The sequence below is a fragment of the Burkholderia sp. PR2 genome (genome assembly GCF_052372875.1).
Lineage (GTDB): Bacteria > Pseudomonadota > Gammaproteobacteria > Burkholderiales > Burkholderiaceae > Burkholderia > Burkholderia diffusa.
Genome location: NZ_JBQRWH010000001.1, coordinates 1,842,001 through 1,868,272 on the forward strand (window position 1 = coordinate 1,842,001; position 26,272 = coordinate 1,868,272).

The following is a 26,272-nucleotide window of genomic DNA, read 5'->3' on the forward strand; positions in this document are numbered from 1 at the left end:
GCGCGAGCGTCACCAGGTCGTCGCGGCCGTCGGATACGTATCGACGATGCGCGTGCCGTTGACGGGCGTCACGCCCTCGTTGCGCAATGCGGCCCACAGGTCGATCGCATGTTCGCGCGACTTGCGGCTGCCGTCGTCGGTCAGCACGTTCAGCGCGATCACTTCGTCGCGCGCGGTCAGTTGCAGTTGCTCCTTCAGTTTGCGCGACTGATGCGACACGGTACGGACCTCCCGGAGCGCGATCCGCTGCTCGGTGAGCGGAGCCGGCGCAGCGCCCGCAGCGGCGGGCAGCAACGTCAGCTGCCCGTTCCCGACTTCGCATTGCCCGCGCGTGAACGTCGCGCTCCACTCGCCCGCCGGCACGGCCGCGAACTCGCAGCGCATCCGTTCGCTGGCGCGGCGGCCAACGTCGTGCTCCGGCGCATGCGACAGCGCGCGTTCCGGCCAGCCGGCCGCCATCGCGCCCGTCGTCGTCAGGCACGCGGCCAGTAGGATCGCTTTCATCATGTTGCGCATCGTCCACTCCTCCTCGCAAAAATATCAACGCACCGCGAAGCTGTCGTCATGCGCATCGACGACCGGCGCCGATTCGCCGCGATGCACCGTCGAGCGATGGATTTCCTGATTGCGGTCGATGGTGGCCGGGCTCGGCGGATAGTCGTGCTTCGGACTCGGGATCACGCCGTCGTGGCGGGCGCGCAGCATTTCCTGGCGCACTTCCTGCCGGGTCCTGGACTGCGCGGTGGCCGACTGCGAGAAAGCGGCGATCGACAGCGTGGCAATGGCGATCGAAATCAGGGGTCGTCGCATGTTCATGAAATTGGCTCCTTGTCCGGAATGGGTAACGTGAGTTCCAAGATTGATCCGGCGTCGGTGCGCGATCATGAACACGGGATGACGATTTCGTCATCGCGCGCTTCTCTATTGATCGCAGTGCGAAGCAAATCAACGGGATGCCTCGGCACACATAATGAAGCGCGGACGACAGCGGATTCTTCAACTATCAGGCGAGCGCGAGCCTGCTCATCGGCGTCGGCTACCGCTACACGAAAGCCCGTGGCGATACGAGCGCTACCAATCACCAGGTGTCGGCTGGCGCGGACTACGTGCTGTCGACACGCGCCACTCTCTATGCGGTCGGCGCGTGGCAACGCGCGAACGTCGAGCAACGCACGTTCGACGACGGCACGCAGACGGCGCAGGCGTCGACCGGCTCCTACGGCTACGACGGCACGTGCACGCAATGGATCGTCAATCGCGGGCTGCGCCATCGCTTCTGATCGGGGCAGCGGCAACGCGCGGGCTCGCGCGTGACGAAAATTTCATCTTCCGATCAGGTTTGCGATGGACCCTGTCGCTACGATCGAATGCGCGACGGGCGATGCCCGTTGCAATCCACGCAAGCGGATCGCTGTCACACGGCACGATTACGCGTTCGGCCCGGACACAGCGTGTGCCGGGCCTTTTTTCGTACGCGTGACGGATCAACGCGTGACGTTGCGTTTCGGGAACAGGCACGGATGGGTCTTCACGTAGAAGTTCGGATTGCCGCAGCGATGCCCCGCATAGTCGATCTGCTCGCCAGGCATCAGGCCGGTGGGCACTGAATTGCGCGCGGCCTTCGGTGCGGACGATCCGGCCATTCCGATATCGGGACGGGATGAAGCGCAACCGGCGACCAACGGGGCAATCAGCAGGGCAAACAACGACAGGCGAATGGCGAGGCGATCCACGGTTGGGTCCGGAACGAAAGTTGAAACGAGACCGCCCGCCTTCCATGCCGGCGCGGCGAACGGTGCGCATGCCGTCGACACCGTCGGCGGTCGGCAAGCGCCATGCTCCGCTTTCCGCTCATCGCACGCATGACCCGAACATGACGATTGCGTCATGTCGGCGCGGCCCGCACGTTGCACACGCCGCCACGCAATGTGACGGATTTTTCATCTGCCGATCACCGTCACGCTCGGCTGTTTTCGCATACTGGGTCCATGGATCGCCACCCGGCGGCCCCACCAAGGAGAACTCCATGAAAACGGTCAAACTCGCTGCCCTGTTCGTCACCGCGACGCTGTCGCTCGGCATCGCCTCGCAAGCCGCGTTCGCCCAAACTCAAACGCAGGGCAAGACCCGCGCGGAAGTCATCAACGAACTGAAGCAGGCGCAGCACGATGGCGTGGTGCCGACGAGCAAGACGCAGTACCCGCCGGCCAGCGAGATCGTCGCGCGCAACAAGGAGCTTCACGGGCTTTCGGTACATGCCGGCGAGAAGGCGCCGCAGGCCGACAATCACGACAGCCTCGCGACCCGCTGATGGCGGTCAGGCGCGGGCGCTGCCGCGCGATCGCGGGCAGCGTGCCGCGCACCGCCGTATCGCAGCGAACGCGCGGCCGTGCCGGCGTGCGATCTCAAGCATGGGCCGCCGGCACCGTGTTCGGCGCGACCGGCGGCCGCTGCGGAAAGCGCAGCCAGAATGTCGTGCGCCGGCCGGGATCGCTGTCGACGCCGCATTCGCCGCCATGATTGTTCATGATCGACCGGACGATCGCGAGGCCGAGGCCCGTCCCCGACGCCGAGTTGTGCCGCGACGGATCGACGCGATAGAAGCGCTCGAAAATCCGCGCGACATGCTGCGCATCGATGCCCGGCCCCGTATCCGATACGGCGATCGTCGTCGCGCCGGCCTGTTCCGAACAATCGATCGTCACGACGCTGCCGCGCGGCGCGTACGCCAGCGCATTGGACAGCAGGTTGCTCAACGCGCGCTGGTACAGCGTGAGATCCGCATCGACCCATGCGTAACCGTCGACCTTCACCGACACGCCCGCATCCTCCGCAAGCGGCTCGTAATAGCCGGCGACACGCGAGGCTTCCTCGGCCGCATCGAGCCGCCGCACGTCGATCGACGTGCCGGCCTGCTCCGAGCGCGCGAGGAACAGCATGTCTTCGATCATCCTCGACAGCCGCTGATACTCGTCAATGCTCGACTCGATCACGCTCCGGTATTCGTCCGCGCTACGCGGCTGCGACAGCACGACCTGCGCGGCCGCCTGCAGGTTCGTGAGCGGCGTGCGCATGTCGTGCGCGAGATTCGACGAGAACTGGCTCAACCGCGTAAACGATTCGTCCAGGCGAGCAAGCATCCCGTTGAACGCATGCTCCAGCTCCTTCAGCTCGCCTGACGTATCGAGTTCCGGCAGCGGATGGGCCAGGCGGCTCGTCGACATCTGCTCGGCCCGCGCCGCGAAGCGCCGGAGCGGGCTCAGCCCGAGCGCGGCGATGCCGTATGCGATCGCGGCCGCCAGCACGACGCCGAACACCTCGATCACGACGATCGTATAGGCATGCGTGCGCAGCAGCAGCATGTCGGCGCTGCGGTCGTACTGCACCGCGACGCGCACGACGGGCGCGCCCGCGCCGGCGAGCGGCACGGTCATCACCAGATACTGGTGCCGCACGCCGGGCGGCGCGACGAATACCGGGAGGCGGCCCGCATCCGTCGACAGCAGTGGCGCGTAGGTCCGGAATCCCGGCGTGCCGACGATGCGCGTGCCGGCCGCATCGTAGATCGCCAGGTCCATGTTCGGATGCCCATGCAACTGGTCGACCCACATATCGGGGTTGCGCGCGACGTCGGCCGTCGAACGCGCCTCCGCCAGGTGCGTGCCCAGCGCGGCCGAAATACCGGCCATCTGCTCGGCCGCCGTCGTCTCGATGCGATTGCTCAACGCCTCGTACAGCGCGACGCCGCTCGATGCGAGGATCACCGACGTCGACAGGATGATCAGCGCGGTCAGGCGTCCGCGCAGCGTGCGCGGCAGCAGGCGCGCGATCATTTCGCCGCGCCGTTGCGCACTTCGAGCACGTAGCCCATCCCGCGCACGGTGTGGATCAGCTTCGGTTCATAGGCGTCGTCGATCTTCGAGCGCAGTCGCCGGATCGCGGAATCGACGACGTTCGTATCGCTGTTGAAGTTCATGTCCCACACCTGCGACGCGATCGTCGCGCGCGGCAGGATCTCGCCTTCGCGACGCATCAGCAGCCACAGCAGCGCGAATTCCTTCGCGGTCAGCAGGATCGTGTCGCGCTGCCGCATGGCCTTGCGGCGCGTCAGGTCGAGTTCGAGATCGGCCACGCGCAGCGTGTTCGAATCGCGCGGCTGGCCGCGCCGCAAGATCGACTTGATGCGCGCGGTGAGTTCGACGAAGTCGAAAGGCTTGGCCAGGTAATCATCGGCACCGAGTTCGAGCCCCTTCACGCGATCGCCGACGTCGTCACGCGCGGTGAGGAACAACACGGGCGTCGACTTGCTGCGGCGCAGGTTCTGCAGCAGCGTCCAGCCGTCCTGCCCCGGCAGCATTACGTCGAGCACGAGCAGGTCGTACTCCTCGGTCTCGGCCTGGTGCTGGCCCGTGATGCCGTCCTCCACCCAGTCGACGACATAGCCGGCTTCGGTCAGGCCCTTGCGCAGATAGGCGCCCGTTTTCGGTTCATCCTCGACAATCAGAATTCGCATCACGCATTACCCTTGAAGAAACCCAGCCGCCGCAGCACGCCCGCGCCGAACCCGCCGCGCAAGATCGCGCGCCACGACACCGCGTGGCTCACGCGGTACAGCACCGGCAGCACCAGCAGCGTCAGCGCCGTGGACGACAGGATACCGCCGATCACGACCGTCGCGAGCGGGCGCTGCACCTCGGCGCCGGTGCCGCTCGCGAACGCCATCGGCAGGAAGCCGAGCGACGCGACGAGCGCGGTCATCAGCACGGGCCGCAGCCGCGTGAGCGCGCCTTCGCGCACGGCCGCGTCGAGCGGCATCCCTTCGTCGCGCAGGTTGCGGATGAACGAGATCATCACGAGCCCGTTGAGCACCGCGACGCCCGACAGCGCGATGAAGCCGACCGCCGCCGTGATCGACAGCGGAATCCCGCGCAGCCACAGCGACACCACGCCGCCGCTCAGCGCGAACGGAATGCCGGTGAACACCAGCAGCCCGTCCTTCACGTTGTTGAACATCACGAACAGCAGCACGAACACCATGAACAGCGCGAGCGGCACGACGAGCTTCAGCCGCTCGCTCGCACTCTGCAACTGCTCGAACTGGCCGCCCCACGACACCCAGTAGCCGGCCGGCACGCGCACGTCCTGCTGCAGCTGCTCGCGCGCGTCGGCGACGAACGAGCCGACGTCGCGGCCACGCACGTTCGCGCTGACGACGACGCGCCGCTTGCCGTCCTCGCGGCTGATCTGGTTCGGGCCCGGCGCGACCTCGATCGTCGCGAGTTCGGCAAGCGGCACGTACGGCGCCTGCGCGAGCGGCGCGCTGGCGCCCGCGGCCGGCGCGGGCAGCGCGATCGGCAGCCGCTTGATCGCCTCGATGTCGGAGCGCAGCTCGTCCGGCAGCCGCACGACGATGTCGAAGCGCCGGTCGCCCTGGAACAGCGTCCCCGCCTTCTGCCCGCCGACGGCCGCGGCCACCGTATCCTGCAGGTCGGCGACCGTCACGCCGTAGCGCGCGAGCTTGTCGCGGTCCAGGTTGACGGTCAGCACGGGCAGGCCGGTGGTCTGCTCGACTTTCACTTCGGAAGCGCCCGGCACCTTCTGCAGCGCGGCCGCGATCTGCTCGCCGGTCTGGTTCAGCACCGCCATGTCGTCGCCGAAGATCTTCACCGCGACGTCGCTGCGCACGCCCGAGATCAGCTCGTTGAAGCGCAGCTGGATCGGCTGCGAGAACTCGTACGCGTTGCCCGGCAGTTCCGCGAGCGCCGCCTCGATCTCGCGCACGAGCTGATCGCGCGGCTTCTTCGGGTCGGGCCACCGGTCGGCCGGTTTCAGCATGATGTAGCCGTCAGACAGGTTCGGCGGCATCGGATCTGCCGCGATCTCGGCCGTGCCGGTGCGCGCGAACACGCGCTCGATTTCCGGGAAGCGCGCCTTCAACGTCTTCTCGATCGCCTTCTGCATCTCGACCGACTGCGACAGGCTCGTGCCGGGAATCCGCAGCGCGGCGACCGCGAGATCGCCCTCGTTCAGGCTCGGGATGAACTCGCTGCCGAGCCGCGTCGCGAGCCCGAGCGTTGCCAGCACGATCGCACCGGCGCCGAGCATCACGCGCGCGGGGCGCGTCATGAACGCGGCGAGCACCGGCTCGTACGCGCGCCGCGCCCAGCCCATCAGCCGGTTCTCCTTCTCCTCGACCCGCTCGCCGATGAACAACGCGACGGCCGCCGGAATGAACGTGACGGTCAGCACCATCGCGGCCGCGAGCGCCATCACGACGGTCACGGCCATCGGATGGAACATCTTGCCTTCGACGCCGGTTAGCGCAAAGATCGGCAGGTACACCACCATGATGATCAGTTGCCCGAATATCAACGCGCGCCGCGCTTCCTGCGACGCGCCGAACACTTCCGCAAAGCGCTCGTCGCGCGTGAGCGGCCGCCCGGCCGCCGACTGAGCATGCGCGAGCCGCCGCACGCAGTTCTCGACGATCACCACCGCGCCGTCGACGATGATCCCGAAATCGAGCGCACCGAGACTCATCAGGTTCGCGCTCACCTTCGCGTTGACCATGCCGGTGAAAGTCATCAGCATCGACAGCGGAATCACGAGCGCGGTGATCAGCGCCGCGCGGATGTTGCCGAGGAACAGGAACAGCACGGCAATCACCAGCACCGCGCCTTCGAGCAGGTTCTTCTTCACCGTCGCGACGGCTTTCTCGACGAGCACCGTGCGGTCGTACACGGGAATCGCCTTCACGCCGGCCGGCAGCGTGCGGTTCACGTCCTCCATCTTCGCGGCGACGGCCTTCGCAACGGAGCGGCTGTTCTCGCCCATCAGCATGAACACCGTGCCGAGCACGACCTCCTCGCCGTTCGACGTCGCGGCGCCAGTACGCAGCTCGCGGCCGATGTCGACCTGCCCGACCTCCTTCATCCGCACCGGCACGCCGCCGACGTTGGTCAGCACGATGTTCGCGATGTCGTCGACGGTGCGCGCCTGGCCCGGCACGCGCACGAGATACTGTTCGCCGCGCTTTTCGATGTAGCCGGCGCCGACGTTGTCGTTGTTGCGCTCCAGCGCGCGCACGACGTCGGCGAGCGTCAGCCCGTACGACATCAGCTTCGCCGGATTGGGCGCGACGCGGTATTCCTTCACGTAGCCGCCGATCGAGTTCACCTCGGTCACGCCGCGCACGTTGCGCAGCTGCGGCCGGATGACCCAGTCCTGCAGCTCGCGCAGGTCGGCCGCCGTATAGCGCGTGCCGTCGGGCTTGCGTGCGTTGGCGTCGGCCTCGACCGTCCACAGGTAGATCTCGCCGAGGCCGGTCGACGTCGGTCCCATCGCGGGTGCGATGCCGGCCGGCAGCTTGTCCTTCGCTTCCTGGATGCGCTCGTTGACGAGCTGCCGCGCGAAATAGATGTCGGTGCCGTCCTTGAAGATCACCGTGACCTGCGACAGCCCGTAGCGCGAAATCGAGCGCGTCTGTTCGAGGCCCGGCAGCCCGGCCATCACCGTCTCGACCGGGTAGGTGATGCGCTGCTCGGCCTCGAGCGGCGAGTAGCCGGGCGCGGCCGTGTTGATCTGCACCTGCACGTTGGTGATGTCGGGCACCGCATCGATCGGCAGCTTCTGGTAGCTGAACACGCCCAGCGCGGCCACGGCCGCGATCGCCAGCATCACGAGCCAGCGGTGCGCAATCGCAAAGCGGATCAGGCGTTCAAACATGGCAGGATTCCTTGAGGCGGGGACCGGCCACTGCGTGGGCCGTCGGTGCGTGACGTTCATTCATGTTCCGCACTCCCCTTGCCGAGCTCGGCCTTCAGCACGAAGCTGTTCGAGGCCACATATTCCTGGCCCGGCTTGAGCCCCTTCAGCACTTCGGTCGCGCGTTCGTCGCGCCGCCCCGTCTCGACGGCCTGTGCGACGAAGCCCTTCGGCGAGCGCACGAATACCGACGGCACGCCGTCGACGTCTTGCAGCGCGTCGCTCGTGATCGCGAGCGCAACGGCCTGCTTGCCCGCGTCGACCGACACGTTCACGAACATCCCCGGCCGCCACACGCCGTCCGGGTTCGGCAGCACGACGCGCGCGGGCGCGGTGCGCGTCTGTTCGCCGAGCAGCGAGCCCACGTAAGCGATCGGGCCGCTCGAGCGCGATTCGAATGCGGTCGCGCTGACGGTCGCGTCGCGGCCGACACGCACGTCGTTCAGCCGCTGCGCGGGCACGGCCATCTCGGCCCACACCGTCGACAGGTCGGAGATCACGAACATGCTCGCGTCGGCCGCGATCGCTTCGCCGGGCGTCGCATGCTTCTCGACGATCGTGCCCGCAAACGGCGCGCGCAACTCGTAGCGATTCAGCGCGCCCGCGCCCGCCGGCGCGTTCAGTGCGGCCAGTTTCTGCCGCGCGTTCTGCACGGCGATCTCGGCCTCGCGCAACTGAACCTGCGCCTGCTGATAGTCCTGTTCCGCCGAGATGCGCTCCTGCCACAGCGTGCGTTCGCGTTCATAGGTCGCGCGCGCACCCGACAACCGGCGTTCGGCGGTCAGTAGTTCGCTGCGACGGTCCGCGAGATCGGTGCTCGCGATCACGGCCAGCACCTGCCCCTTCGCGATGTTCTGCCCGAGCGACACCGACACCTGTTCGACGATGCCGGCCACGCGCGGCACGACGTGCGCGGTGCGATCCTCGTTGAATTTGATCTCGCCCGGGAGCTGGAACGGCGTGGCGATCTGCGCGGGGCCGGCCTTCGCGAGCGCGATCTTCGACGTCCGCAATTGCGCGTTGGTCAGCGCGATCGCGCCGTCCGCGCGGGCGAACGGGAACGACGCGGCCTGGTTGCCCGCCTTGATGTCGATCGTCGCGTCGAACACGTGCGGCTTCGCGATCGACTGCGCCGAAACGAACTTCTGGCCTGCCGCGTCGAAACGCATGGGTTCGTGTGAGCGGTCGTACCGCACCAGCGTGCCGGACACCGCAACGCCCTTATCGACCGGCTTGCCGTCGACGAACGGATAGACGACGAGCCGCGCGTCGCCGGGCTTTTCCGTCATCACGATCTCGACGGACAGTTTGCCGCGCGTGAGCACGACGCCACCGTGCGAGCCGGTGCCAACGCCGTCGGCCGCCTGTGCGGCTTCGGTGCCCGCGGGGGCGGACACACTGCCTCGCGTGACGGCGAGCGCGCCGAGCACGATCCCGACGCCGCCGAGCACGGCCGCCGCAATGATGAAGATTCTGCTGCGTGACATGATGATCCTTCAGGTAAGAAGCGCGGCTATTGCGCGACGGCCGCGAGCGGCGTCCCGACGAGCCGGCCGATGTCGGCGCGGGCCGCATGCGCGTCGGCGAGCGCGCGCACGTATTGCGATTGCCCCTGGAACAGCGTGCGCTGCGCGTCGAGCACGTCGAGGAAGCTGAACTTGCCGAGCTCGTAGCCGCGCGACATCGCGTCGAGCGCGCGCCGCGCGCCGGGCAGGATGTCGGTCTTCAGCCGCCGCGCTTCCTGCGCCGCCGCGTCGAAATTCGCATACGCCTGTGCAAGTTCGAGCCGCAGCCGCGTACGTTCGCGGTCGAGATCGGCATTCGCGCGCTCGGCCTTGTGCGTCGCTTCGAGCAGCGCGCCACGGTTCGTGTCGAACAGCGGAATCGGAATCGACACGCCGACGACCGCCTGGTTGTCGGGCACGCCGCCGGTCGTCACCCGCTTCACGCCCGCGCTGACCGTCACGTCGGGAATACGCCGCGCGCGTTCGAGCGACACGGCCGCGTTCGAGCGCAGCATCTCCGCACGCGCGACGCGGGCGAGCGGCGCGTCTTCGAGCTGCGCGGTCAGCGCCGACAGCGGCTCGACCGCAGGCACCGTTTCCAGATCGCCGAGCGCGACGCGCCGGTCGCCGCGCGCTTCACCCATCGCCGCATTCAGCTTCTCGCGCGCGACGTCGACACGGCCGCGCGCGGTCGTCACCTCGATCTGCACGCCGGCCGCCGCCACCTGCGCCTTGGTCGCCTCGACCGGCGACACCTTGCCGGCCTGCGCGCGGCGCCCCGCGAGGTGCGCCAAGCGCGCGGCGATCGCGGCCGACTCTTCGGTAACCTGAAGTTGCCGCTGCGCGGCAAGCAATCCGTAGAACGCCGCGATCACATCGGCGCGCACAGCGGCAACCTGCTCGTCGAGCGACGCGTTCGCGGCCTCCCGGCCGTACGATGCGACGTCGAGCCGCGCGCGACGCTTGCCCCCGAGCTCGAGGGTCTGGTTGATCAGCGCGGTCGACGTGCGTTCCGCGCGGCTGAAGCCTTCCTGCAGGAACGACACTTCCGGATTGGGACGTGCACCGGCCTGCATCAGCGCGCCGGCCGATGCATCGACGTCCGCACGCGCGCCGCGCAGTGCCGGGTTGTTGCTGGCTGCCGCCGCGAGCGCGTCGGACAGCGTCAGCGACGGGGAAGAAGATATGTCGGACGGCGACGCGGCACCGGAAGCCGTCGGGGCCAAGGCCTGGACCGGTGCCGTGACCTGCAGCGACTGCGCATGGGCCGTCGCGGCCGTCGCGAAGACGACGGCCACGGCGAGGGTGAGCTTGAGCATGTTCGGTTCTGCGATAACGGTTCGCACCGATGCTACGGATCGGGTGCAGTGCGAACATGAGCCGAAGATGACAATTCCGTCATGTTGAATGCGACGGAGTGCGGACGTGCGGCGTCCTGCGGCAGCAGGATCCGCTTCGTAGATCAGAGGATTTCAGTGAATGTGCGGTGCGATTGCCGCGCGGAAGAAAAATGAGGCCCGGCCAGCCGACACTGCCGGCTCGTCAATGTCCGGCACGCAGCGTTACACGCTGCCCCGCTTCGCGCGCCGGCGTTGCACCAGCCAGTCGAGCAGGTCACGTCCGTCGCGTTCGCCGAACCAGCGCGCGTGCCCGAGCAGGTAGCCGTCGTACGCGATGTCGACGATCGCCGGGGCGTCGATGATGCACCCGAAATACGCGACCTCCGACAGCGCGAACTCCACATGCACGATCGGCAGCATCGCGACCAGCGCCGCGTACGCATCGTCGCTCAGCGGTTCGAGCGATTCGTAGCCGTCGAGCAGCGCATCGATGTGCGCGTATTCGATGCGGCGCGCATCGGCCGGCGCCATCCAGTCGATCGCATTGCGCTCGATCGCCAGCGCGACGTCCATCACCGCGCACGTGCGATCGGACAGACCGAAGTCGAGCACCGTGCGCACCCGCGCGCCGGGGCCGGCATCGGTCCACAGCAGGTTCGACGCATGCCAGTCGCCGTGCGTCCACAGCGGCGGCAGCGCGGGCAGCAGCGGCACGAGGCGCGCATGATACGGGCCGATCGCATCCGCCACAGCGCCACGCCAGTCGCGCGTGCCGAGCGCGCGCACCAGCAGCGGCTGCGCATCGACCCAGCGTTCGAGCGCGCCCGCCAGATCGGTGGACGACAGCACCCGGAAACTCGACAACAGCGTGCGCACGGGCCGCGCCGGCGCATCGTAGCCGGCCGACGCGCGATGCAGTTCGGCCAGTGCGCGGCCGGCCGCGTACGCATGCGAAGCATGGGTGAACGGCTGCCACGACATCACGCCGCGATACGCGTCGACACCGGGCGCGACCGCGTGCACTTCGTAGGTCCAGTCGCCGGATGCAAACGCGGTCGCACCGTCGCGACCGGCGAGCACGTCGGCAACCGGAATGCCGCGTTCACGCAGATGCGCGATGAAGCGATGCTCTTCCTCGAGCCCGGCGACATCACGCAGGCTCACGTGATGACGCTTGACGAACAGCGTGCGCTCGTCTGTCGTGCGCACCAGCACGGCCGCCGAGAACGGCCGCGGGCTGTGCCACGCAAGCCGCGCCGGCGCGCCGACGCCATCGATCCGCGCGAGCACGCCCGCGACTTCGTCGTGCGTCATCAGCGGCCAGTCGCGTTCGGCCTGCTCGCCGTCGACGCCGAATTGCGGCGGGGCGACGTCCCGCGCGTCGGCAGCGTCACGCGACGCAGGCGCGTTCGGCTCGAGAGGAAATGTCATGGACGACGCAGCTCCGTAGTTGAATCGGCCCGTGAATCAGCCCGCCGGGCTCGCCGTTGCACGCAGCGCGTCGGCCGTCCGGCTCCAGTCGCGCCAGCCGATGACGGCGAGCGCGATGAACAGCGCATAGAGTCCGGCCGTCAGATACAGTTCCTTGAACACGAACATCCCGACGTACACGACGTTCACGACGATCCACAACCCCCACGACGCGATGTAGCGCCGCGCGGTCCAGTATTGCGCGACGAGGCTGAACGCGGTCAGCGACGCGTCCACGAACGGCAGCGCCGCATCGGTCCAGCGCGCCATCATTCCGCCGAGCAACGCGCTGCCGACAACGGCCGCGATCAGGTCGGGCAACATCTGCCGGGGCCGCACGCCGGTGACGGGCGCGACGTCGCCTGCCGGCGCCGCGCCGCCGCTCGCCTCGAGCGTACGCTGCGCGATCCAGCGGCGCCAGCCGTACACCTGCAGCACCGCGAACGCACCCTGCAGCAGCATGTCGGAATACAGCTTCGCGTCGAAGAAGATCCAGCCGTACAGCGCGACCGACGCGAGCCCGACCGGCCAGCACAGCATGCGCCGCTTCGCGGTCAGCCAGATCGCGAGCGCGCTGACGATCACGCCGGCGATTTCGAGTGGGGACATCGTCTGTACTCTCCTGGTTGGCTGCCGGGGCCGCGCATCATGCGGCCGGGTCCGGACGATCAGAAATCATAGGTCAACGATACGCGGGCGGTGCGCGGCGCGCCCGGGAACAGGTACGCGTCGCCCTGCTGCTCGCCCGCGTCGCGCCAGTAGAACTTGTTGAACAGGTTGTCCACCGACACGCGCAGCACCGTGCGATGGCCCGCGATCTTCGTCGTGTAGCGCGCGCCGAGATTGAACACGAACCACGACGGCACGCGCGCGGTGCCCTCTTCGTTCGCGTTGCGGCCCGCGCTGTATTCGACGCCGCCGAGCATGTTCAGTCCCGCGACGCCCGGTACCGCGTAGTCCGCATACAGCGACGCGCGCAGCGCCGGCACGTTGATGATCTGGTGCCCTTCGTACGCCGGCGAACCCGAATCGTACGCGCGCGCGCGAATCGCCGCGACGCTCGCCGTCAGCGACAGCCGCTCCGTGAGCCGCCCGGCCGCGCCGAGCTCGATCCCCTGGTGGCGCTGCGTGCCGCGCTGCACGAAGGTATAGCTCGTGCCGGACGCATCGGGATCGGCGAACTGGAACGGCTTGCTGATCGAGAACACGGCGGCCGTCAGACTCAGCCGGTCGAGCCAGTCGTATTTCGCGCCGAGCTCGAACTGGTGCGATTCGACCGGCGGCAGGAACGCATACGCGTTGGTCGCGCGCACCGGCGCCTGGTCGCCGAGCGACAGCGCCTTGCTGTACGACGCGTAAAGCGACAGCACGTTCACCGGCTTGTAGACGAGCGCGACCTGCGGCAGGAACACCGAGCGATCGGTGTGCGTCGCCTCGCCGTCGAGGCTGCTCCAGCTGCGCTGGCGCAGCAGCACTTCCTTGCCGCCGGCGAGCACCTGCCAGTGTTCGCCGATGCTGATGCGGTCGAGCCCGAACACACCGTACTGCCATGAATCGAGCTGCGGATACGACGGCCCGGCCGTATTCGGCGACGGCGCAAACGCGACGTCGGGCCCATAGACGTTCTCGCTGCCCACATAGTCGTACACGGCGTTCGCCATGTGCACGACGCGGCGCTGCACGCTCACGCCGAGCGTCAGCTCATGGCGCAGCGGGCCCGTTGCGAACTTGCCCGTCGTCACCGCGCGCAAGTCGTCGTTGCGACGGTATTCGCCTGGGCTGCGGAAGTCGTAGACGTCGTAGTCGCCGTTCGCGCCGAAGAAGAACGGCGACGTCGTGCCGGCCGCGCAGCTCGCCGCGTAATAGCAGCCGTACGCGAACGCGCTGTTGTCGTCGATCATCGTGCGGCTGCGGCCCGCCGCGACATACGCCTTCCAGTCGTCGTTGAACTGGTAGTCGAAGCGCGCGTTCAGGTTCAGCGCATCGGTCGTCACCGGCTTCGCCCACGGCTGCGTGCCGAGCGCCTTCGACGTCGTCTTGACCGACGGCACGACGGTGCCGCCGAGCAACTGGTAGCCGGGCGCGGAGCGCTGGATCCACTGCTGGAATTCGGCGTTGAGCTGCAGGCTCGCGCGCGGGCTGATGTCCCAGTCGGCGGCGATCGAGCCGAACGTGCGCCGTCCGTTCGTGCCGTCGATGTACGAGTGCATGTTCTCCTTCGCGGCATTGATCCGGAAGCCGAACTGATGGTCGGGGCCGAAGCGGCGGCCGAGATCGACGGCCGCCGACGTCGAGCCGCGGCTGTCGACGCCGCCCGTCACGCTCGCGACGTTCGCCGAGCGCTTCGTCACGAAGTTGATCACGCCGCCCGGCGCGACCACGCCGCTGTCGATGCCGGCCAGCCCTTTCAGGATCTCGACGCGCTCCTTGTTCTCGAGCGGCACGTTCTGCTCGCCGGACACCGTCAGACCGTCGATCCGGATCGCACTCGCGAGATCGACCGGGAAGCCGCGGATCGCGAAGCCTTCGAAATAGCCGACCGGCGCGTAGTCGTTGACGACCGATGCGTCGTTGCGCACCACGTCGCTCAGGCGCTTCGCCTGCTGGTCGTCGATCTGCGCGCGCGTGACGACGTTGACGGACGCCGGCGTGTCGCGCAGCGGCGCATCGTCGAGCCCCGTGACCGATGCTTCGCGCGCACGAAACGTGTTCCCGCGCGCGCCGGTAACCGTGATCGTCGGTAGCGCTGCGCTGCCGGCCGCATCGGCGTCCGGCGCCAGTGCGTCGCCCTGTGCCGCAGCGGCCTGCGCCGCGAAAAGCGTGATGCCGAGACCGACGCCAAGCCCGGCCTTCGTGCGCCGCCGCCGTGCGGGCGCCGCTGTTGTTCTATTCACCGTCATTGTTCTGGATGGAAAACTCGCCACTCGACCCTGTCGAAACACTCGAAACTCGTTATGCAGCCGCGAAGCGCGACCTCGCGCAAGAATCCGCGACCGTGCCCGGCAACCACCGGGCACGAACGTCGACACGATTCGCCAGACGATCGGGCCGCATGCGTGCCGATCGATTTGGAAAGCGCGGGAAGGGGCATCGGATACCGGTGACGCGCCCGGCACCGACGCGGCCGCCGGTCCATGGATCGGGTTCGGGTCGGGCAGCCAGCCGCATCGCGCGGTCTTGTCACGCGGGGGGACGCTTCGAAAGCCCCGGTGCGGGCGCCGGGCGTTGCGCCGTTCGTCGGAACGCCGCAATGCCCGTCGCGCGCGACATCGCGGCGTGGCGCGCATTTTACCCCGGGCGGAAGGGGCGGCAGGGAAAACCGCCGCTCGGGCGGTCATGACAGGCGTGGCGGGCGGCAACACGCCCGCCCGTGCGCTACTACGCGGTATCGGCGGCTTTCAGCCCCCAAGCGTCGATCATCTGCTGGCGCATCACGAACTTCTGCACCTTGCCTGTCACCGTCATCGGCAGCTCGTCGACGAAGCAGACGTACTTCGGGATCTTGTAGTGCGCGATCTGACCGGTGCAGAACGCGCGCACGTCGTCTTCCGTCATCTGCTCGCCCGCACGCAGCACGATCCACGCGCACAGCTCCTCGCCGTATTTCGCGTCGGGCACGCCGAACACCTGCGCGCTCTGAATCTTCGGATGCCTGAACAGGAATTCCTCGATCTCGCGCGGATACACGTTCTCGCCGCCGCGAATCACCATGTCCTTCAGCCGGCCGACGATGTTGCAGTAGCCGTCGGCGTCGAGCGTCGCGAGGTCGCCCGTATGCATCCAGCCGTCGACCAGCACCTCGCGCGTCTTCGCTTCGTCGTCCCAGTAGCCGAGCATCACCGAGTAACCCTTCGTGCACAGCTCGCCCGTCGCGCCGACCGGCACGATCTCGCCGGTTGGGTCGACGATCTTCACCTCCAGGTGCGGCTGGATGCGGCCGACCGTCGTCGTGCGCTTCTCGAGCGGGTCGTCGGTCGAGCTCTGGAACGACACGGGGCTCGTCTCCGTCATTCCGTACGCGATCGTGATCTCGGACAGATGCATCTGCGACACGACGCGCTTCATCGTCTCGATCGGGCACGGCGAGCCGGCCATGATCCCGGTGCGCAGCGTCGACAGGTCGAACTTCGCGAAGTCCGGATGATCGAGCTCCGCGATGAACATCGTCGGCACGCCGTGCAGCGCGGTGCAGCGCTCCTCGGCGACGGCCGCGAGCGTCGCGACCGGATCGAACGCCTCGCCGGGGAACACCATCGCGGCCCCCGTCGACACGCACGCGAGCACGGCCAGCACCATCCCGAAGCAGTGATACAGCGGCACCGGGATGCAGAGCGAATCCTGTTCGGTGAAGCGCATCGCGAGCGCGATGAAGCGCGCGTTGTTGACGACGTTGCGATGCGTGAGCGTCGCGCCCTTCGGGCTGCCTGTCGTGCCGCTCGTGAACTGGATGTTGATCGGATCGGTGGCCGCGAGTGTCGCGCCGATCGCGTCGAGCCGCGCGACATCGAGCGTGTCGCGGCCGCGCGCCATCACGTCCGCGAAGCGGAACATGCCGGCCGGCGCCGCCTCGCCCATCGATACGATCGTGCGCAGCGTCGGCAGCCGCGCCGCATGCAATTCACCCGGCACGCAATGCGCGAGTTCCGGTGCGAGCGCCTGCAGCATCTCCAGGTACTTCGACGACTTGAACTGCTCGGCCGCGATCAGCGCGCGGCAGCCGACCTTGTTCAACGCATAGTCGAGTTCCGCAAGCCGGTAGGCCGGGTTGATGTTGACGAGCACCGCGCCGATGCGCGCGGTCGCGAATTGCGTGAGCAGCCATTCGCTACGGTTCGGCGACCAGATGCCGACGCGGTCGCCCTTCACGATCCCGAGCGCGGCGAGGCCGGCCGCGAGCACGTCGACCTCGTGCGCGAACGCGCGCCAGTCCCTGCAAATGCCCTGCTCGCGGAACACGACGGCCGGCCGCGCCGGAAAGCGCGACGCGGTGTCGTGCAGCAGCGCGGCGACGGTCGCATCCGACAGCGGCACATCGGTGCGGCCCCGCACGATCGACAGGCCGTCGCACGGCACGCCGGTGGCGATGGCGGTGGTCATGGAGTCTCCTGATTTACGGCGCCGGCGCGCGGCCGGCGCATCCATCATCGTGTGAAAATCTGCGCGGTGGTGATCGCCATGTCGCCGCCCGGCACGCGAATGTCCTTCAGCTTCTTCAGTGTGTCGGCATCGTATACGGCGACCGTGTTGAAGGTGCCCGCGAGATAGAGCTTGCTGCCCTCACGATTGAACGACAGGCAGTAGTACGAGTGATCGAGCGGCGCGGCCTCGACCAGTTTCTCGTTCTTCACGTCGTACTTCGCGAGCCGGTTCAGCACCCCGTACATCGCATTCGGATCCCTCGGCGACAGCCCGCCCGTGAAATACACCTCGGTGAGCGGCGCGAAATCCTTGACCGTCGCGTTGCCCGTCCTCAGGTCGATGTCGACGTAGCCGTACATCGTCTGCGCGGAGGCCGGATCCTTCTTCTCGTCCTTGAAGCGGTCGGCCGTATAGAGCAGGTTGAGCGTGTGCTGCGGACGCTGCTGCGGCCACACGTACAACACGTCCGGCTGGCCATGCAGCGGCCGCTTCCAGTTGCGCAGCGGCACCGCGACGTCGTACTTGCCGGTCTGCACGTTCATCCGGTAAATGTCCGCGCCGACGATGAACAGCGATCCGTCGTCGGCGGCCTGCAGCATCGTCGTCTGGCGCGGCGCCGGGAATGTGCGCACCGGCTTCGCGTCGGCCCCGGCGTCGGTACGGTAAACCTGCAGGCGCGGCGATTGCACTTCGTAGCTGTCGCGGTTCAGCTTCGTCGGATTGACGACGCTGTAGATCTCCTTGCCGTCCGGGCTCAGCGCGACCGAGAACATCGCGCGCGCCCGCTCGTTGCCCGCTTCCGCCAGCTCCGCATGGAACACGGTCTTGCACGAATCGAGATCGACGCCGTACAGGTCGCCGTAGTGGTTGTTCAGCACGTACGCGCGCGTGCGGTCCGGGCTGATCTGGATCGTGCCGGGGCCGAACGCGTCGGGCAGCGCACAGGTCTTGACGATGCTGTCGGTGCCCGTATCGATCACCGTCAGGTTGTTCGGGTAGTTCGTGACGGCGAGGTATTCGTGGCCGGTCTGCAGCGGACCGTCGGCCGCGGCCGACAGCGACGCGGCCGAGACCAGCGCGGCGGCGAGGAGCGCGCGGCTCAGGGGTGTCGTGAATCGCATGGAGAATCCTTGATCGGTGCCGGGTGGATCACTTGTCTTTGGGGAACACGCTGCCGAGCTGGCGCCAGTCCGCGCCGGAATCGGCCGCGTGCTTGTTCCAGTCGGGATAGGTGCTCATCATGTCGGGCACCTGCGCGGGCCACCAGCATGGGTCGGAGCAGCCGTACAGGTCGGCCTCCATCGGCTGGCACAGCGACGCGACCCCGCCGAACACGTCCGTTTCCCAGCCGGGGTCGGTGGTCGACGTGCAGCCCGCGACGGACGTCATCGCGACGACTTCCTCGAGTCGATCCTGCTGCACGGCCTCCTCGAGCTTTTTCGCCTTGTTGTTGAGCGGCTTCAGATGTTTCATGTCAGTTCGCCTTGCGCGGAGTGATGTGGTTGCCGATGAACGCCGGGTTGCCGGCGAGGATCCGGCTGTAGACCTCGATGCCGAAATCGATCCAGTCGCGCATCAGCTCGCAGTAGTGGTAGGTCGGATGCGCGGGATCGCCGTAGCGCGCGTAGCTCTCGTGATAGCAGCCGCCCGAGCACAGGTTGCGGATCCGGCAGGTTTCGCAGCCCGTGCCGCTGCGCTCGAGGCGTTGCGACAGGAAGTCGTTGAGCTCCGCCTGCGCGACGCCTTCATGCACGTTGCCGAAGGTCGGCAGCGCCGAGCCGGTGAAGCGGTGGCACAGGTTCAGGTCGCCCTTGTGGTCGACCGCGAGCATCTTGAGCCCCGCGCCGCACGGCAGCGACTTCTTGTGCCCCTCGTGCAGGTCGGTGATCAGCTGGTGCAGGTTCGAGAAGCCGATGTTGCGGTTCTCGAGCGCGGCGGCGAGATAACGGCGACCGAGCGCCTTCATGTTCGCGAACACCTGTGCGAGCTCAGCGGGCTGCAGGTTGAACGTGTCGAGCTGCCCCGACGTGACCGGCGCGAAGCCGACTTCCGCGAACCCGAGTTCGTTGAACAGGTGATCCCAGATGCCTTCGATGTCGGTCACGCCGCTCGTCAGCGTCACGCGCGCGCCGACCGGGCGGCTGCGGTAGCGCGCGAGCAGCATCTCGACCTTGCGACGCACGACGTCGTAGGTGCCCGCGCCCCCGACCGTGCGGCGGTTCAGATCGTGGATCGATCGCGGTCCGTCGATGCTGACCGACAGCCCGAAGCGATGCGCGTCGAGCCACTCGACGATCTCCTCGGTCAAGAGCGTCGCATTGGTCGTCATCACGAATTCGACCTGCTTGCCGAGCGCGCCGAAGCGCAGCTCGCAATACTCGACCATGCACTCGATCAGCTTGCGATTGCTGAGCGGTTCGCCGCCGAAGAACACGACCGTGTAGCGCGGCAGGTCGGGCGACTCCTTCAGCAGCATCTCGACCGATGCCTTCGCGGTGTCGATGTCCATCCGTCGCCCGGCGGACGGCGTGTCGAGGTCTTCCTTGTAGCAATAGGTGCAGCTCAGGTTGCAGCCGGTGTTCACGTTCAGCACGACCGTGTCGATCGCGGTGCGCTCGACGCGCTTCACCGCGATCTCGGGGGTGAGCGGCGAGCCGTCGCTGACGACCTCGAGGGCCATCAGCTCGCCGAGCGTCTCGGCGAGTTCGCTGTGCGGCGAGCGGCCGGCCAGCCGCGCGAACAGCTCGTCGGCCGTGCAGCTGCTCGCACGCAATGCGTCGATGATGTCGGCCGTCACGCGATCGGCCGCGAACAGCGAGCTGCTCGGCACATGGAACATCAGGCGCTCGTCGTCGACGCGCACTTCGTGCACGTTGCGTTCGACCACGTTCAGCAGGGCGCTCATCGGATTCTCCTTGCGTTCGTCGATTCGAACCGGGCCGCGTCGCGGCCCGGCGCCAGTGGATGGGCGGCCGGTCAGGGCAGCGGCGGATTGTTCCAGCGCTGCACCGCGACGATCATGTGCCCGGTGCCCGTCACCGTGCGCGAGCCGTCCGTCACCGTCGCGACGACGTTCAGGTTGCCCGTGTTGTTGGTGCCCATCCGGCGTGCGGGATTCGGGCCCGCGTCGCCCGGCGTGAAGATCCCCGTCGACGCCTGCATCACGCCCGCGAACTGCGTGTCGCGATCGCCCTTCGACTGATCGTCGAACGGCGCGACCGACCATTGCGCGGGCACGACGCCGATGCGGAACGGCTTGCCCGCCCCGTCGACGCCCCACGCGACCGCGTCGAACCGCCCTTCGACCTTCGGCGTCGAGCCGCCGTTGCCGCCGATGCGCGCAACCGCGAAGTCGGGCTCGACCTTCACGTCGTGGATCTCGCGATACACGGCAAACCCGTCCGCATGCGCGGCGCCGACGCTCACGCGGCGCACGCCGGCCGCGCTGCCGTCGGCCGCCTTCACCCGCACCCGCACGTATCCCGGCGTGCGCTCGAGCACCGATGCGACCGTGACACCCGCGCCGAACGCGGGTGTGCCCTGCAGGTTCGCGCCGACGATCGTCACGTCGGTCTCGCTACCCGCCTTCACGTACGCCGGCTGCACCGCGACGATCCGTGCGTTGCCGAGCTTCGCCGCGTTGAAGTCGAGGCCGCGCTCGTCATGCGCATCGTCGAACATGCGGCCGCGCAGCGTGCCGTCGCGCGCCATCAGCACCTGACGCATCGTCGTGTCGCCGACCTTCACGCTCGCGCGCCATTCGTAGCCGGTATAAAGCGTCGCGGTGCCGGTGCCGACGAGCGGGCTGCCGTCCGCGAAGCGGCCCTTCAGCTCGACGTCGAAGCGCTCGCCCGTGCCGCCCTTCACGGTCATCGTGCCGTACGCGTCGCCCTTGCCCGGCATGTGGCCGCCGAAGCTCCAGGTGCCGGCGAGCGCGGTGGCAGGCGGATGGTGCTGCTTCCACGCAGTCCATGCCTTGCTGTCGTACGGGTAGTCCTTCGCGAGCATCGGCGCCATCTCGGTGAGCGCGACTTTCAGCCAGTCACGGTCGCGGCCCATCGCCGAATACTCGATCGACGGCCACTGCCCGAGGTGAAAGTTCACGAGCTTGTCCCATTCGGCGACGGGGCGGCGCTGCAGCAGCGGGCGCGCGGCCGAGTGGCAACGCGCGCACATCTGCTTGAATTCCTCGTTGTTGACGGTCTCCTGCGTGTTCAGGCGACGCTCGGGTGCATAGCGGAAATCCTTCGTCTCCGACGGCGCGAGGCCCTGCGTATCCGACAGGTACTTCACGAGAATGCGCCGCTCGTCGTCGCTGATCGTGAGGCCGTGCATCGTCTGCATCCGCGCGATCGTCATCAGCCAGCCTTCCGGCGTTTTGCGCTGATGGCTGATGCGGCTCCACGAATCCTTCGACTCGGCCGCGTGACAGGCCGCGCATGTCTGGCTCAGGATCGCGTGAGCGTCGCGCGGTGCCTGGGCCTGGGCGTGCACGGCACCCGCGGCCAGCGCCAGCGCGCCGGCGGCAGCGACGGTCGCGGCCGCACGGGGCGGCCTGCTGCGTCGAATGAAAGTCTTGAACAAGGCTCTGCTCCTTTACGTGGGGTCTCGAATCGTCCGGCATGCAGCGCTGCGGCGCTTGTCTCTCGCTCTTCAAGCACAGCCCGTGCCAATTGCCGACGTCGGGTTTGCCACAAGGAAAACACGCGCTTTTATCGCCGAACGCTCGGGAAAATCCCGATTCAAAGCGGCGCGCGAAACCGGCACTCGCGCGCCTCTGCGGCGGTGTCGCTGGAGCGGCCGGCGGCGCGCGTGCCGCATGTCGCATCTCACATTGCATCCGGATTCTCAAATTGAGACGCCGCACCGCGAACGCGGCGCGATGCCGGTCGTGTATGCCGACGACGGGCGTCACGCCGCACGCCCCGCGCCGCATGGCGCATGCGGCGTGCACGCACGCCGCCGCCCGGCCGTTGGTATGGAAGCTGCTTTTCGCCTCGACACCCGAACCCCGATGAGCGAGGAGCTTCCATGCAGGCAACGTTGTCGTTACTTCCGCAAACCCAGTCGTTCATCGCACGCACGCCGTCGATGCTGATCGGCGATACGTGGCGCAGCGCCGAAAGCGGCGCCACCCTTGCCGTCCACAACCCCGCGACCGGCGACGAACTGTGCCGCGTGCCGGCGTCCGGCGCGGCCGACGTCGACCGTGCGGTGCGCGCCGCGCGCCAGGCGTTCGACGATTCCGCGTGGAGCCGCATGCGGCCCCGCGAAAGACAGAACCTGCTGTGGCGTCTCGCGGATCTGCTCGAACGCGACGCCCAGCAGCTCGCCGAGCTCGAATGCGTGAACAACGGCAAGAGCGCGCAGATCGCGCGCGTGATGGACGTGCAGCTGGCGATCGACTTCCTGCGCTACATGGCCGGCTGGGCAACCAAGATCGAAGGCGCGACCGTCGACGTGTCGATGCCGCTGATGCCCGACAGCCAGTTCCACGGCTTCATCCGGCGCGAGGCCGTCGGCGTGGTCGGTGCGATCGTCGCGTGGAATTTCCCGCTACTGCTCGCGTGCTGGAAGCTCGGCCCCGCCCTCGCGACCGGCTGCACGATGGTGCTGAAGCCCGCCGACGAAACGCCCCTCACCGCGCTGCGGCTCGCCGAACTCGTGCAGGAAGCCGGCTACCCGGCCGGCGTGTTCAACGTCGTGACCGGCACCGGCGTCGAAGCGGGTGCCGCGCTCGCGCATCACCCGGACGTCGACAAGCTGACCTTCACCGGCTCGACCGAAGTCGGCAAGCTGATCGGCAAGGCCGCGATGGAATCGATGACGCGCGTGACGCTCGAACTCGGCGGCAAGTCGCCGACGATCGTGTTCGACGATGCGGACCCGGCCGTCGCGGCCTCGGGCGCGGCCACCGCGATCTTCTTCAATCATGGCCAGGTGTGCTGCGCGGGCTCGCGCCTCTACGTGCAACGCAAGCACTTCGATCGCGTGGTAGGCGACATCGCGGGCATCGCGAGCAACATGAAGCTCGGCAACGCGCTCGACCCGTCGGTCGACATGGGCCCGCTGATCTCGGCGAAGCAGCAAAAGCGCGTGGCCGGCTACATCGAGCGCGGCCGCGAACTGGGCGCCCAGCTCGCGTGCGGCGGCGAAGCGTTCGGCCCAGGCTACTTCGTGAAGCCCACCGTGCTCGTGGACGTCGACCAGAAGGGCCCGCTCGTGCAAGAGGAAATCTTCGGGCCGGTGCTGGTCGCGATGCCGTTCGACACGATCGACGATGCGATCCGCCTCGCGAACGACACGCGCTACGGGCTCGGCGCGAGCATCTGGACCAACAACCTGTCGGCCGCGCACCGGATGATCCCGAAGATCCGTTCGGGCTCGGTCTGGGTCAATTGCCACAGCGCGCTCGATCCCGCACTGCCGTTCGGCGGTTACCGGATGTCGGGCTTCGGCCGCGAGATGGGCGCGGCTGCGATCGAACACTACACGGAACTGAAATCGGTGCTGATGAACGTGTGATCGCGTCGCGGATGTGAGCGATGCATGCGCCGCGCGACGATGTCGCGCGGCGCGCCAGTTCCGCCCGCGTGCGTATCTCCCGCGCCTTTCCCCGATCCATCACGTCAACGAGACACCCGATGCCGCGCCTTCCCGCTTCCCGCCGCGCGTTCACGGTCGCGGCCGCCGGCCTGATGTCGGCTGCCGCGCTGCCGCGCGCCGCCTGCGCCGCGTCACCGCTGCTGGACGAAACCGATCCGAACGCACCGAGCGCGATATTCGCCGGAAAACGGGTCGCGAACGGCGGCCGGTGCAACGCGTACAAGCCGCGGACGTAAGCGCCGCCGTCGCGCGAAGCTCGCCCGCCCTGGAGCCATGCACGCCACTCCGTCACGCACGCCGAATGCGGCCCGCACGCGTGCGCCAATCGCCCGCACGGCCGCGCCCCGCCTGGGTTTTAGGTTTTTGACCGGATGGATTTATGCCCGGGCTTGTGCCAGACTCGGCGGGCCTTTTTGCGAGCGGCCGCGCCGGATCGGACGGCCCGACATTCTCCTGAGGAGGGGCGACGTGCAAGACTACTTCCCTTCCGGCCAACGCCTGCCGGACCGGCTGCAGGCAACCCGCCTGATTCGCGAACGCCTCACGGCCGACGGCGTGCTGCCACAAGGCTGCCTGCGCCTCGAAATCGATCAGTCGTGGCGGCGCAGTCTCGATCACGGCGTGCGCTGGGACGACGACACGCGGCTGAACCTGCACGAATTCTGCAATCTCGACGAGCTGCGCGACGCGAACCGCCTGCTGCTCGACGCGGCCGCCCCCGAACTCGCCTTCCTCGCCGAGCGCTGCGGACACGACGGGATGATCCTGCTGGCCGATGCACGTGCGACCATCCTGTCGGTCGACGGCAACGCGAGCCAGCTCGCCGCGCTCGGCATCGGCGACATCCGCGCCGGCGCGAACTGGTGCGAATCGCTGCGCGGCACGAACGCGCTCGGCACCGCGCTCGTCGAAGGCTGTGCGGTCGCGATCGACAGCGGCGAGCATTTCCTCGGCCGATTGAGCCGCTTCTCGTGCCGCTCGCTGCCGCTATGCGATCCGCACGGCCAGCCGATCGGCGTGCTGGACCTCACGCGCGAAGGCGATCTGCCGCTCACGCTCGACGGCATGTCGATGCTGATGAGCGCCGCGGCCACGCACATCGAGACGCGCCTGTTCGACGCGTATTTCCCCGAACATGTCGTGCTCGTGTTTCACCCGCGCCATGCGTATCTCGGTTCAAGCTGGAGCGGCGTGCTGGCCGTGTCGGAAGCCGGCCACATCGTCGCCGCGAACGCGCATGCGTGCGAGCTGCTCGGCGCGGCGCGCGACGCACTCGTCGGTCGCCGCTGCGAAAGCGCGGCGGTTGCGCGCACGCCGTCGTTCGTCGCATTCGCCGAGCAAGGCGGAATGCTGCGCGTCGAAGGCGTGGACGCCGCGTTCCATTGCAAGGCGCTGCGCCTGCCGCGCGCAACCGTCGTGCCGGCCTCGCGCGAACGCGCGCCGGCACCGGCCGCCGCTGCCCGCGACGATGCTGGCACTCAGGCGCTCGCGGCCCTCGCCGGCCGCCAGCCGCGCCTGCTGCGCGCGCTCACGATGGCGCGTCAAGGGCTCAACAACGGGCTGCCCGTGCTCGTGCAGGGCGAGACGGGCACCGGCAAGGAAGTCGTTGCACGCGCGCTGCACGATGCGAGCGCACGCGCCGGCAAGCCGTTCGTCGCGGTGAACTGCGCGTCGATTCCCGAAGGGCTGATCGAGTCGGAGCTGTTCGGCTATCGCGACGGCGCGTTCACGGGCGCCCGCAAGGGCGGGATGACCGGCCGGCTGATGCAGGCGCACGGCGGCACGCTGTTTCTCGACGAGATCGGCGACATGCCGCTGCACCTGCAAGCGCGCCTGCTGCGCGTGCTGCAGGAACGCAAGGTCGCGCCGCTCGGCGCGGGCGACGAGCAGTCGATCGACATCGCGGTGATCTGCGCGACGCACCGCGACTTGCAGACGATGGTGCGCGACAAGTCGTTCCGCGAAGACCTCTACTACCGCATTCACGGCGTGAACGTGCTGCTGCCCGCGCTGCGCGAACGCGACGACGTCGACCTGATCGTCGCGGCGCTGCTCGCGCGGCTCGGCGCGCCGCACGTCAGCGTAAACGCCGAACTCGCCGACGTGTTCCGCCAGCATCGCTGGCCCGGCAACATCCGCCAGCTCGAGATGGTGCTGCGCACCGCGCTCGCGGTGCGCGACGAGCATGACGACGTGCTCGGCCTCGATCATCTGTGTGACCGCTTCATCGACGGCGTTTGCCCGGCGCCGGACGCGTCGTTCGGGCTGATCCGCCGCCACGAGGACGACCTGATCCGTGAATCGCTCGTGCGCCACGACGGTAACGTCGCGGCCGCCGCGCAGACGCTCGGCATCAGCCGCGCGACGCTGTACCGCCGCCTCAAGCGGCTGCAGTCATGATGTCGCCCGCGCGTTCGTCCACTGCATTCGTCACGGACCGATCGCGCC

At 68.1% G+C, this 26,272-nt stretch carries 20 protein-coding genes and 1 pseudogene; 5 read left to right on the forward strand and 16 right to left on the reverse strand.

Annotated elements, in window-relative coordinates; translation table 11 throughout:
- Nucleotides 1–9: 9 nt before the first annotated feature.
- Together ACT2FV_RS08035 and ACT2FV_RS08040 are read right to left on the reverse strand one after the other, a co-directional pair.
- Nucleotides 10–507: a hypothetical protein gene (locus ACT2FV_RS08035; RefSeq protein WP_444503589.1), complete on the reverse strand. Its 498-nt coding sequence runs from the start codon at nucleotides 505–507 to the stop codon at nucleotides 10–12.
- A 33-nt stretch (nucleotides 508–540) separates the two neighbouring features.
- Nucleotides 541–885, reverse strand: a complete 345-nt coding sequence (locus ACT2FV_RS08040; RefSeq protein WP_444503911.1) for a DUF4148 domain-containing protein — start codon at nucleotides 883–885, stop codon at nucleotides 541–543.
- 104 nt (nucleotides 886–989) lie between these two features.
- On the opposite strand from ACT2FV_RS08040, the pseudogene ACT2FV_RS08045 reads away from it, so the two are divergent.
- A pseudogene (locus ACT2FV_RS08045) lies at nucleotides 990–1,280 on the forward strand (porin); the annotation flags it as partial.
- Between the two features lie 204 nt (nucleotides 1,281–1,484).
- Here the strand turns inward: ACT2FV_RS08045 and ACT2FV_RS08050 are convergent.
- On the reverse strand, nucleotides 1,485–1,643 hold the full coding sequence (locus ACT2FV_RS08050) for a hypothetical protein (protein WP_226114784.1): 159 nt from the start codon (nucleotides 1,641–1,643) through the stop codon (nucleotides 1,485–1,487).
- Between the two features lie 383 nt (nucleotides 1,644–2,026).
- Here ACT2FV_RS08050 and ACT2FV_RS08055 point away from each other — a divergent pair, with 383 nt between their 5' ends.
- Complete coding sequence (locus ACT2FV_RS08055) at nucleotides 2,027–2,311, forward strand: DUF4148 domain-containing protein (RefSeq protein ID WP_124620952.1); 285 nt, start codon at nucleotides 2,027–2,029, stop codon at nucleotides 2,309–2,311.
- Between the two features lie 94 nt (nucleotides 2,312–2,405).
- Here ACT2FV_RS08055 and ACT2FV_RS08060 read toward each other — a convergent pair whose 3' ends face one another.
- The 13 genes from ACT2FV_RS08060 to peaA all read right to left on the reverse strand — a co-directional run bounded on the left by ACT2FV_RS08060 (nucleotide 2,406) and on the right by peaA (nucleotide 21,802).
- Nucleotides 2,406–3,833, reverse strand: a complete 1,428-nt coding sequence (locus tag ACT2FV_RS08060; protein ID WP_444503590.1) for a heavy metal sensor histidine kinase — start codon at nucleotides 3,831–3,833, stop codon at nucleotides 2,406–2,408.
- Nucleotides 3,830–4,513 carry a heavy metal response regulator transcription factor IrlR gene (irlR, locus tag ACT2FV_RS08065; RefSeq protein ID WP_124620948.1) on the reverse strand — a complete coding sequence of 228 codons (684 nt, stop codon included), beginning with the start codon at nucleotides 4,511–4,513 and terminating at the stop codon, nucleotides 3,830–3,832. The genes ACT2FV_RS08060 and irlR overlap by 4 nt, the downstream gene beginning before the upstream one ends.
- The gene (locus tag ACT2FV_RS08070; RefSeq protein WP_444503591.1) at nucleotides 4,513–7,725 is read right to left on the reverse strand and encodes an efflux RND transporter permease subunit; all 3,213 of its coding nucleotides are present in this window, start codon (nucleotides 7,723–7,725) and stop codon (nucleotides 4,513–4,515) included. Before ACT2FV_RS08070 ends, irlR begins: the two co-directional genes overlap by 1 nt.
- Nucleotides 7,726–7,781: 56 nt before the next feature.
- The gene (locus ACT2FV_RS08075; protein WP_151048413.1) at nucleotides 7,782–9,251 is read right to left on the reverse strand and encodes an efflux RND transporter periplasmic adaptor subunit; all 1,470 of its coding nucleotides are present in this window, start codon (nucleotides 9,249–9,251) and stop codon (nucleotides 7,782–7,784) included.
- Between the two features lie 26 nt (nucleotides 9,252–9,277).
- Nucleotides 9,278–10,588 carry a TolC family protein gene (locus ACT2FV_RS08080; protein ID WP_444503592.1) on the reverse strand — a complete coding sequence of 437 codons (1,311 nt, stop codon included), beginning with the start codon at nucleotides 10,586–10,588 and terminating at the stop codon, nucleotides 9,278–9,280.
- Between the two features lie 243 nt (nucleotides 10,589–10,831).
- A complete protein-coding gene (locus tag ACT2FV_RS08085; RefSeq protein ID WP_151048411.1) occupies nucleotides 10,832–12,040 on the reverse strand; it encodes a phosphotransferase enzyme family protein in 1,209 nt (402 codons plus the stop codon).
- 36 nt (nucleotides 12,041–12,076) lie between these two features.
- Nucleotides 12,077–12,688 (reverse strand): nicotinamide riboside transporter PnuC, encoded by a 612-nt coding sequence (gene pnuC, locus ACT2FV_RS08090; protein ID WP_059531890.1) that lies wholly within the window; start codon nucleotides 12,686–12,688, stop codon nucleotides 12,077–12,079.
- A gap of 59 nt (nucleotides 12,689–12,747) precedes the next feature.
- Nucleotides 12,748–14,979 carry a TonB-dependent siderophore receptor gene (locus tag ACT2FV_RS08095; protein ID WP_059601385.1) on the reverse strand — a complete coding sequence of 744 codons (2,232 nt, stop codon included), beginning with the start codon at nucleotides 14,977–14,979 and terminating at the stop codon, nucleotides 12,748–12,750.
- Between the two features lie 478 nt (nucleotides 14,980–15,457).
- Nucleotides 15,458–17,176 carry an AMP-binding protein gene (locus tag ACT2FV_RS08100; protein ID WP_444503593.1) on the reverse strand — a complete coding sequence of 573 codons (1,719 nt, stop codon included), beginning with the start codon at nucleotides 17,174–17,176 and terminating at the stop codon, nucleotides 15,458–15,460.
- 44 nt (nucleotides 17,177–17,220) lie between these two features.
- Nucleotides 17,221–18,339, reverse strand: coding sequence for a quinohemoprotein amine dehydrogenase subunit beta (gene peaD / locus ACT2FV_RS08105; RefSeq protein WP_174908902.1), 1,119 nt, complete (start codon nucleotides 18,337–18,339; stop codon nucleotides 17,221–17,223).
- Nucleotides 18,340–18,367: 28 nt separating this feature from the next.
- Nucleotides 18,368–18,691, reverse strand: coding sequence for a quinohemoprotein amine dehydrogenase subunit gamma (gene qhpC / locus ACT2FV_RS08110; RefSeq protein WP_059466008.1), 324 nt, complete (start codon nucleotides 18,689–18,691; stop codon nucleotides 18,368–18,370).
- A 1-nt stretch (nucleotide 18,692) separates the two neighbouring features.
- Nucleotides 18,693–20,123, reverse strand: coding sequence for a quinohemoprotein amine dehydrogenase maturation protein (peaB, locus tag ACT2FV_RS08115; RefSeq protein ID WP_175814762.1), 1,431 nt, complete (start codon nucleotides 20,121–20,123; stop codon nucleotides 18,693–18,695).
- Between the two features lie 71 nt (nucleotides 20,124–20,194).
- Nucleotides 20,195–21,802 carry a quinohemoprotein amine dehydrogenase subunit alpha gene (gene peaA, locus ACT2FV_RS08120; RefSeq protein ID WP_444503594.1) on the reverse strand — a complete coding sequence of 536 codons (1,608 nt, stop codon included), beginning with the start codon at nucleotides 21,800–21,802 and terminating at the stop codon, nucleotides 20,195–20,197.
- Nucleotides 21,803–22,249: 447 nt separating this feature from the next.
- Here peaA and ACT2FV_RS08125 point away from each other — a divergent pair, with 447 nt between their 5' ends.
- The 3 genes from ACT2FV_RS08125 (at nucleotide 22,250) to ACT2FV_RS08135 (ending at nucleotide 26,224) form a co-directional block, all read left to right on the forward strand.
- Nucleotides 22,250–23,743, forward strand: a complete 1,494-nt coding sequence (locus tag ACT2FV_RS08125; protein WP_175814759.1) for an aldehyde dehydrogenase family protein — start codon at nucleotides 22,250–22,252, stop codon at nucleotides 23,741–23,743.
- A 20-nt stretch (nucleotides 23,744–23,763) separates the two neighbouring features.
- Complete coding sequence (locus ACT2FV_RS08130; protein WP_444503595.1) at nucleotides 23,764–24,060, forward strand: hypothetical protein; 297 nt, start codon at nucleotides 23,764–23,766, stop codon at nucleotides 24,058–24,060.
- 232 nt (nucleotides 24,061–24,292) lie between these two features.
- Entirely contained in the window at nucleotides 24,293–26,224 is a 1,932-nt protein-coding gene (locus tag ACT2FV_RS08135) for a sigma-54-dependent Fis family transcriptional regulator (protein ID WP_444503596.1), read from the forward strand.
- The last annotated feature ends 48 nt before the right edge of the window (nucleotides 26,225–26,272 follow it).

Coding starts and splice junctions, on each gene's coding strand:
- ACT2FV_RS08035 (WP_444503589.1), bottom strand. CDS start 507: ATGATGAAAGCGATCCTACTGGCCGCGTGCCTGACGACGACGGGCGCG.
- ACT2FV_RS08040 (WP_444503911.1), bottom strand. CDS start 885: ATGATCGCGCACCGACGCCGGATCAATCTTGGAACTCACGTTACCCAT.
- ACT2FV_RS08050 (WP_226114784.1), bottom strand. CDS start 1,643: ATGGCCGGATCGTCCGCACCGAAGGCCGCGCGCAATTCAGTGCCCACC.
- ACT2FV_RS08055 (WP_124620952.1), top strand. CDS start 2,027: ATGAAAACGGTCAAACTCGCTGCCCTGTTCGTCACCGCGACGCTGTCG.
- ACT2FV_RS08060 (WP_444503590.1), bottom strand. CDS start 3,833: ATGATCGCGCGCCTGCTGCCGCGCACGCTGCGCGGACGCCTGACCGCG.
- irlR (WP_124620948.1), bottom strand. CDS start 4,513: ATGCGAATTCTGATTGTCGAGGATGAACCGAAAACGGGCGCCTATCTG.
- ACT2FV_RS08070 (WP_444503591.1), bottom strand. CDS start 7,725: ATGTTTGAACGCCTGATCCGCTTTGCGATTGCGCACCGCTGGCTCGTG.
- ACT2FV_RS08075 (WP_151048413.1), bottom strand. CDS start 9,251: ATGTCACGCAGCAGAATCTTCATCATTGCGGCGGCCGTGCTCGGCGGC.
- ACT2FV_RS08080 (WP_444503592.1), bottom strand. CDS start 10,588: ATGCTCAAGCTCACCCTCGCCGTGGCCGTCGTCTTCGCGACGGCCGCG.
- ACT2FV_RS08085 (WP_151048411.1), bottom strand. CDS start 12,040: ATGACATTTCCTCTCGAGCCGAACGCGCCTGCGTCGCGTGACGCTGCC.
- pnuC (WP_059531890.1), bottom strand. CDS start 12,688: ATGTCCCCACTCGAAATCGCCGGCGTGATCGTCAGCGCGCTCGCGATC.
- ACT2FV_RS08095 (WP_059601385.1), bottom strand. CDS start 14,979: ATGACGGTGAATAGAACAACAGCGGCGCCCGCACGGCGGCGGCGCACG.
- ACT2FV_RS08100 (WP_444503593.1), bottom strand. CDS start 17,176: ATGACCACCGCCATCGCCACCGGCGTGCCGTGCGACGGCCTGTCGATC.
- peaD (WP_174908902.1), bottom strand. CDS start 18,339: ATGCGATTCACGACACCCCTGAGCCGCGCGCTCCTCGCCGCCGCGCTG.
- qhpC (WP_059466008.1), bottom strand. CDS start 18,691: ATGAAACATCTGAAGCCGCTCAACAACAAGGCGAAAAAGCTCGAGGAG.
- peaB (WP_175814762.1), bottom strand. CDS start 20,123: ATGAGCGCCCTGCTGAACGTGGTCGAACGCAACGTGCACGAAGTGCGC.
- ACT2FV_RS08125 (WP_175814759.1), top strand. CDS start 22,250: ATGCAGGCAACGTTGTCGTTACTTCCGCAAACCCAGTCGTTCATCGCA.
- ACT2FV_RS08130 (WP_444503595.1), top strand. CDS start 23,764: ATGCATGCGCCGCGCGACGATGTCGCGCGGCGCGCCAGTTCCGCCCGC.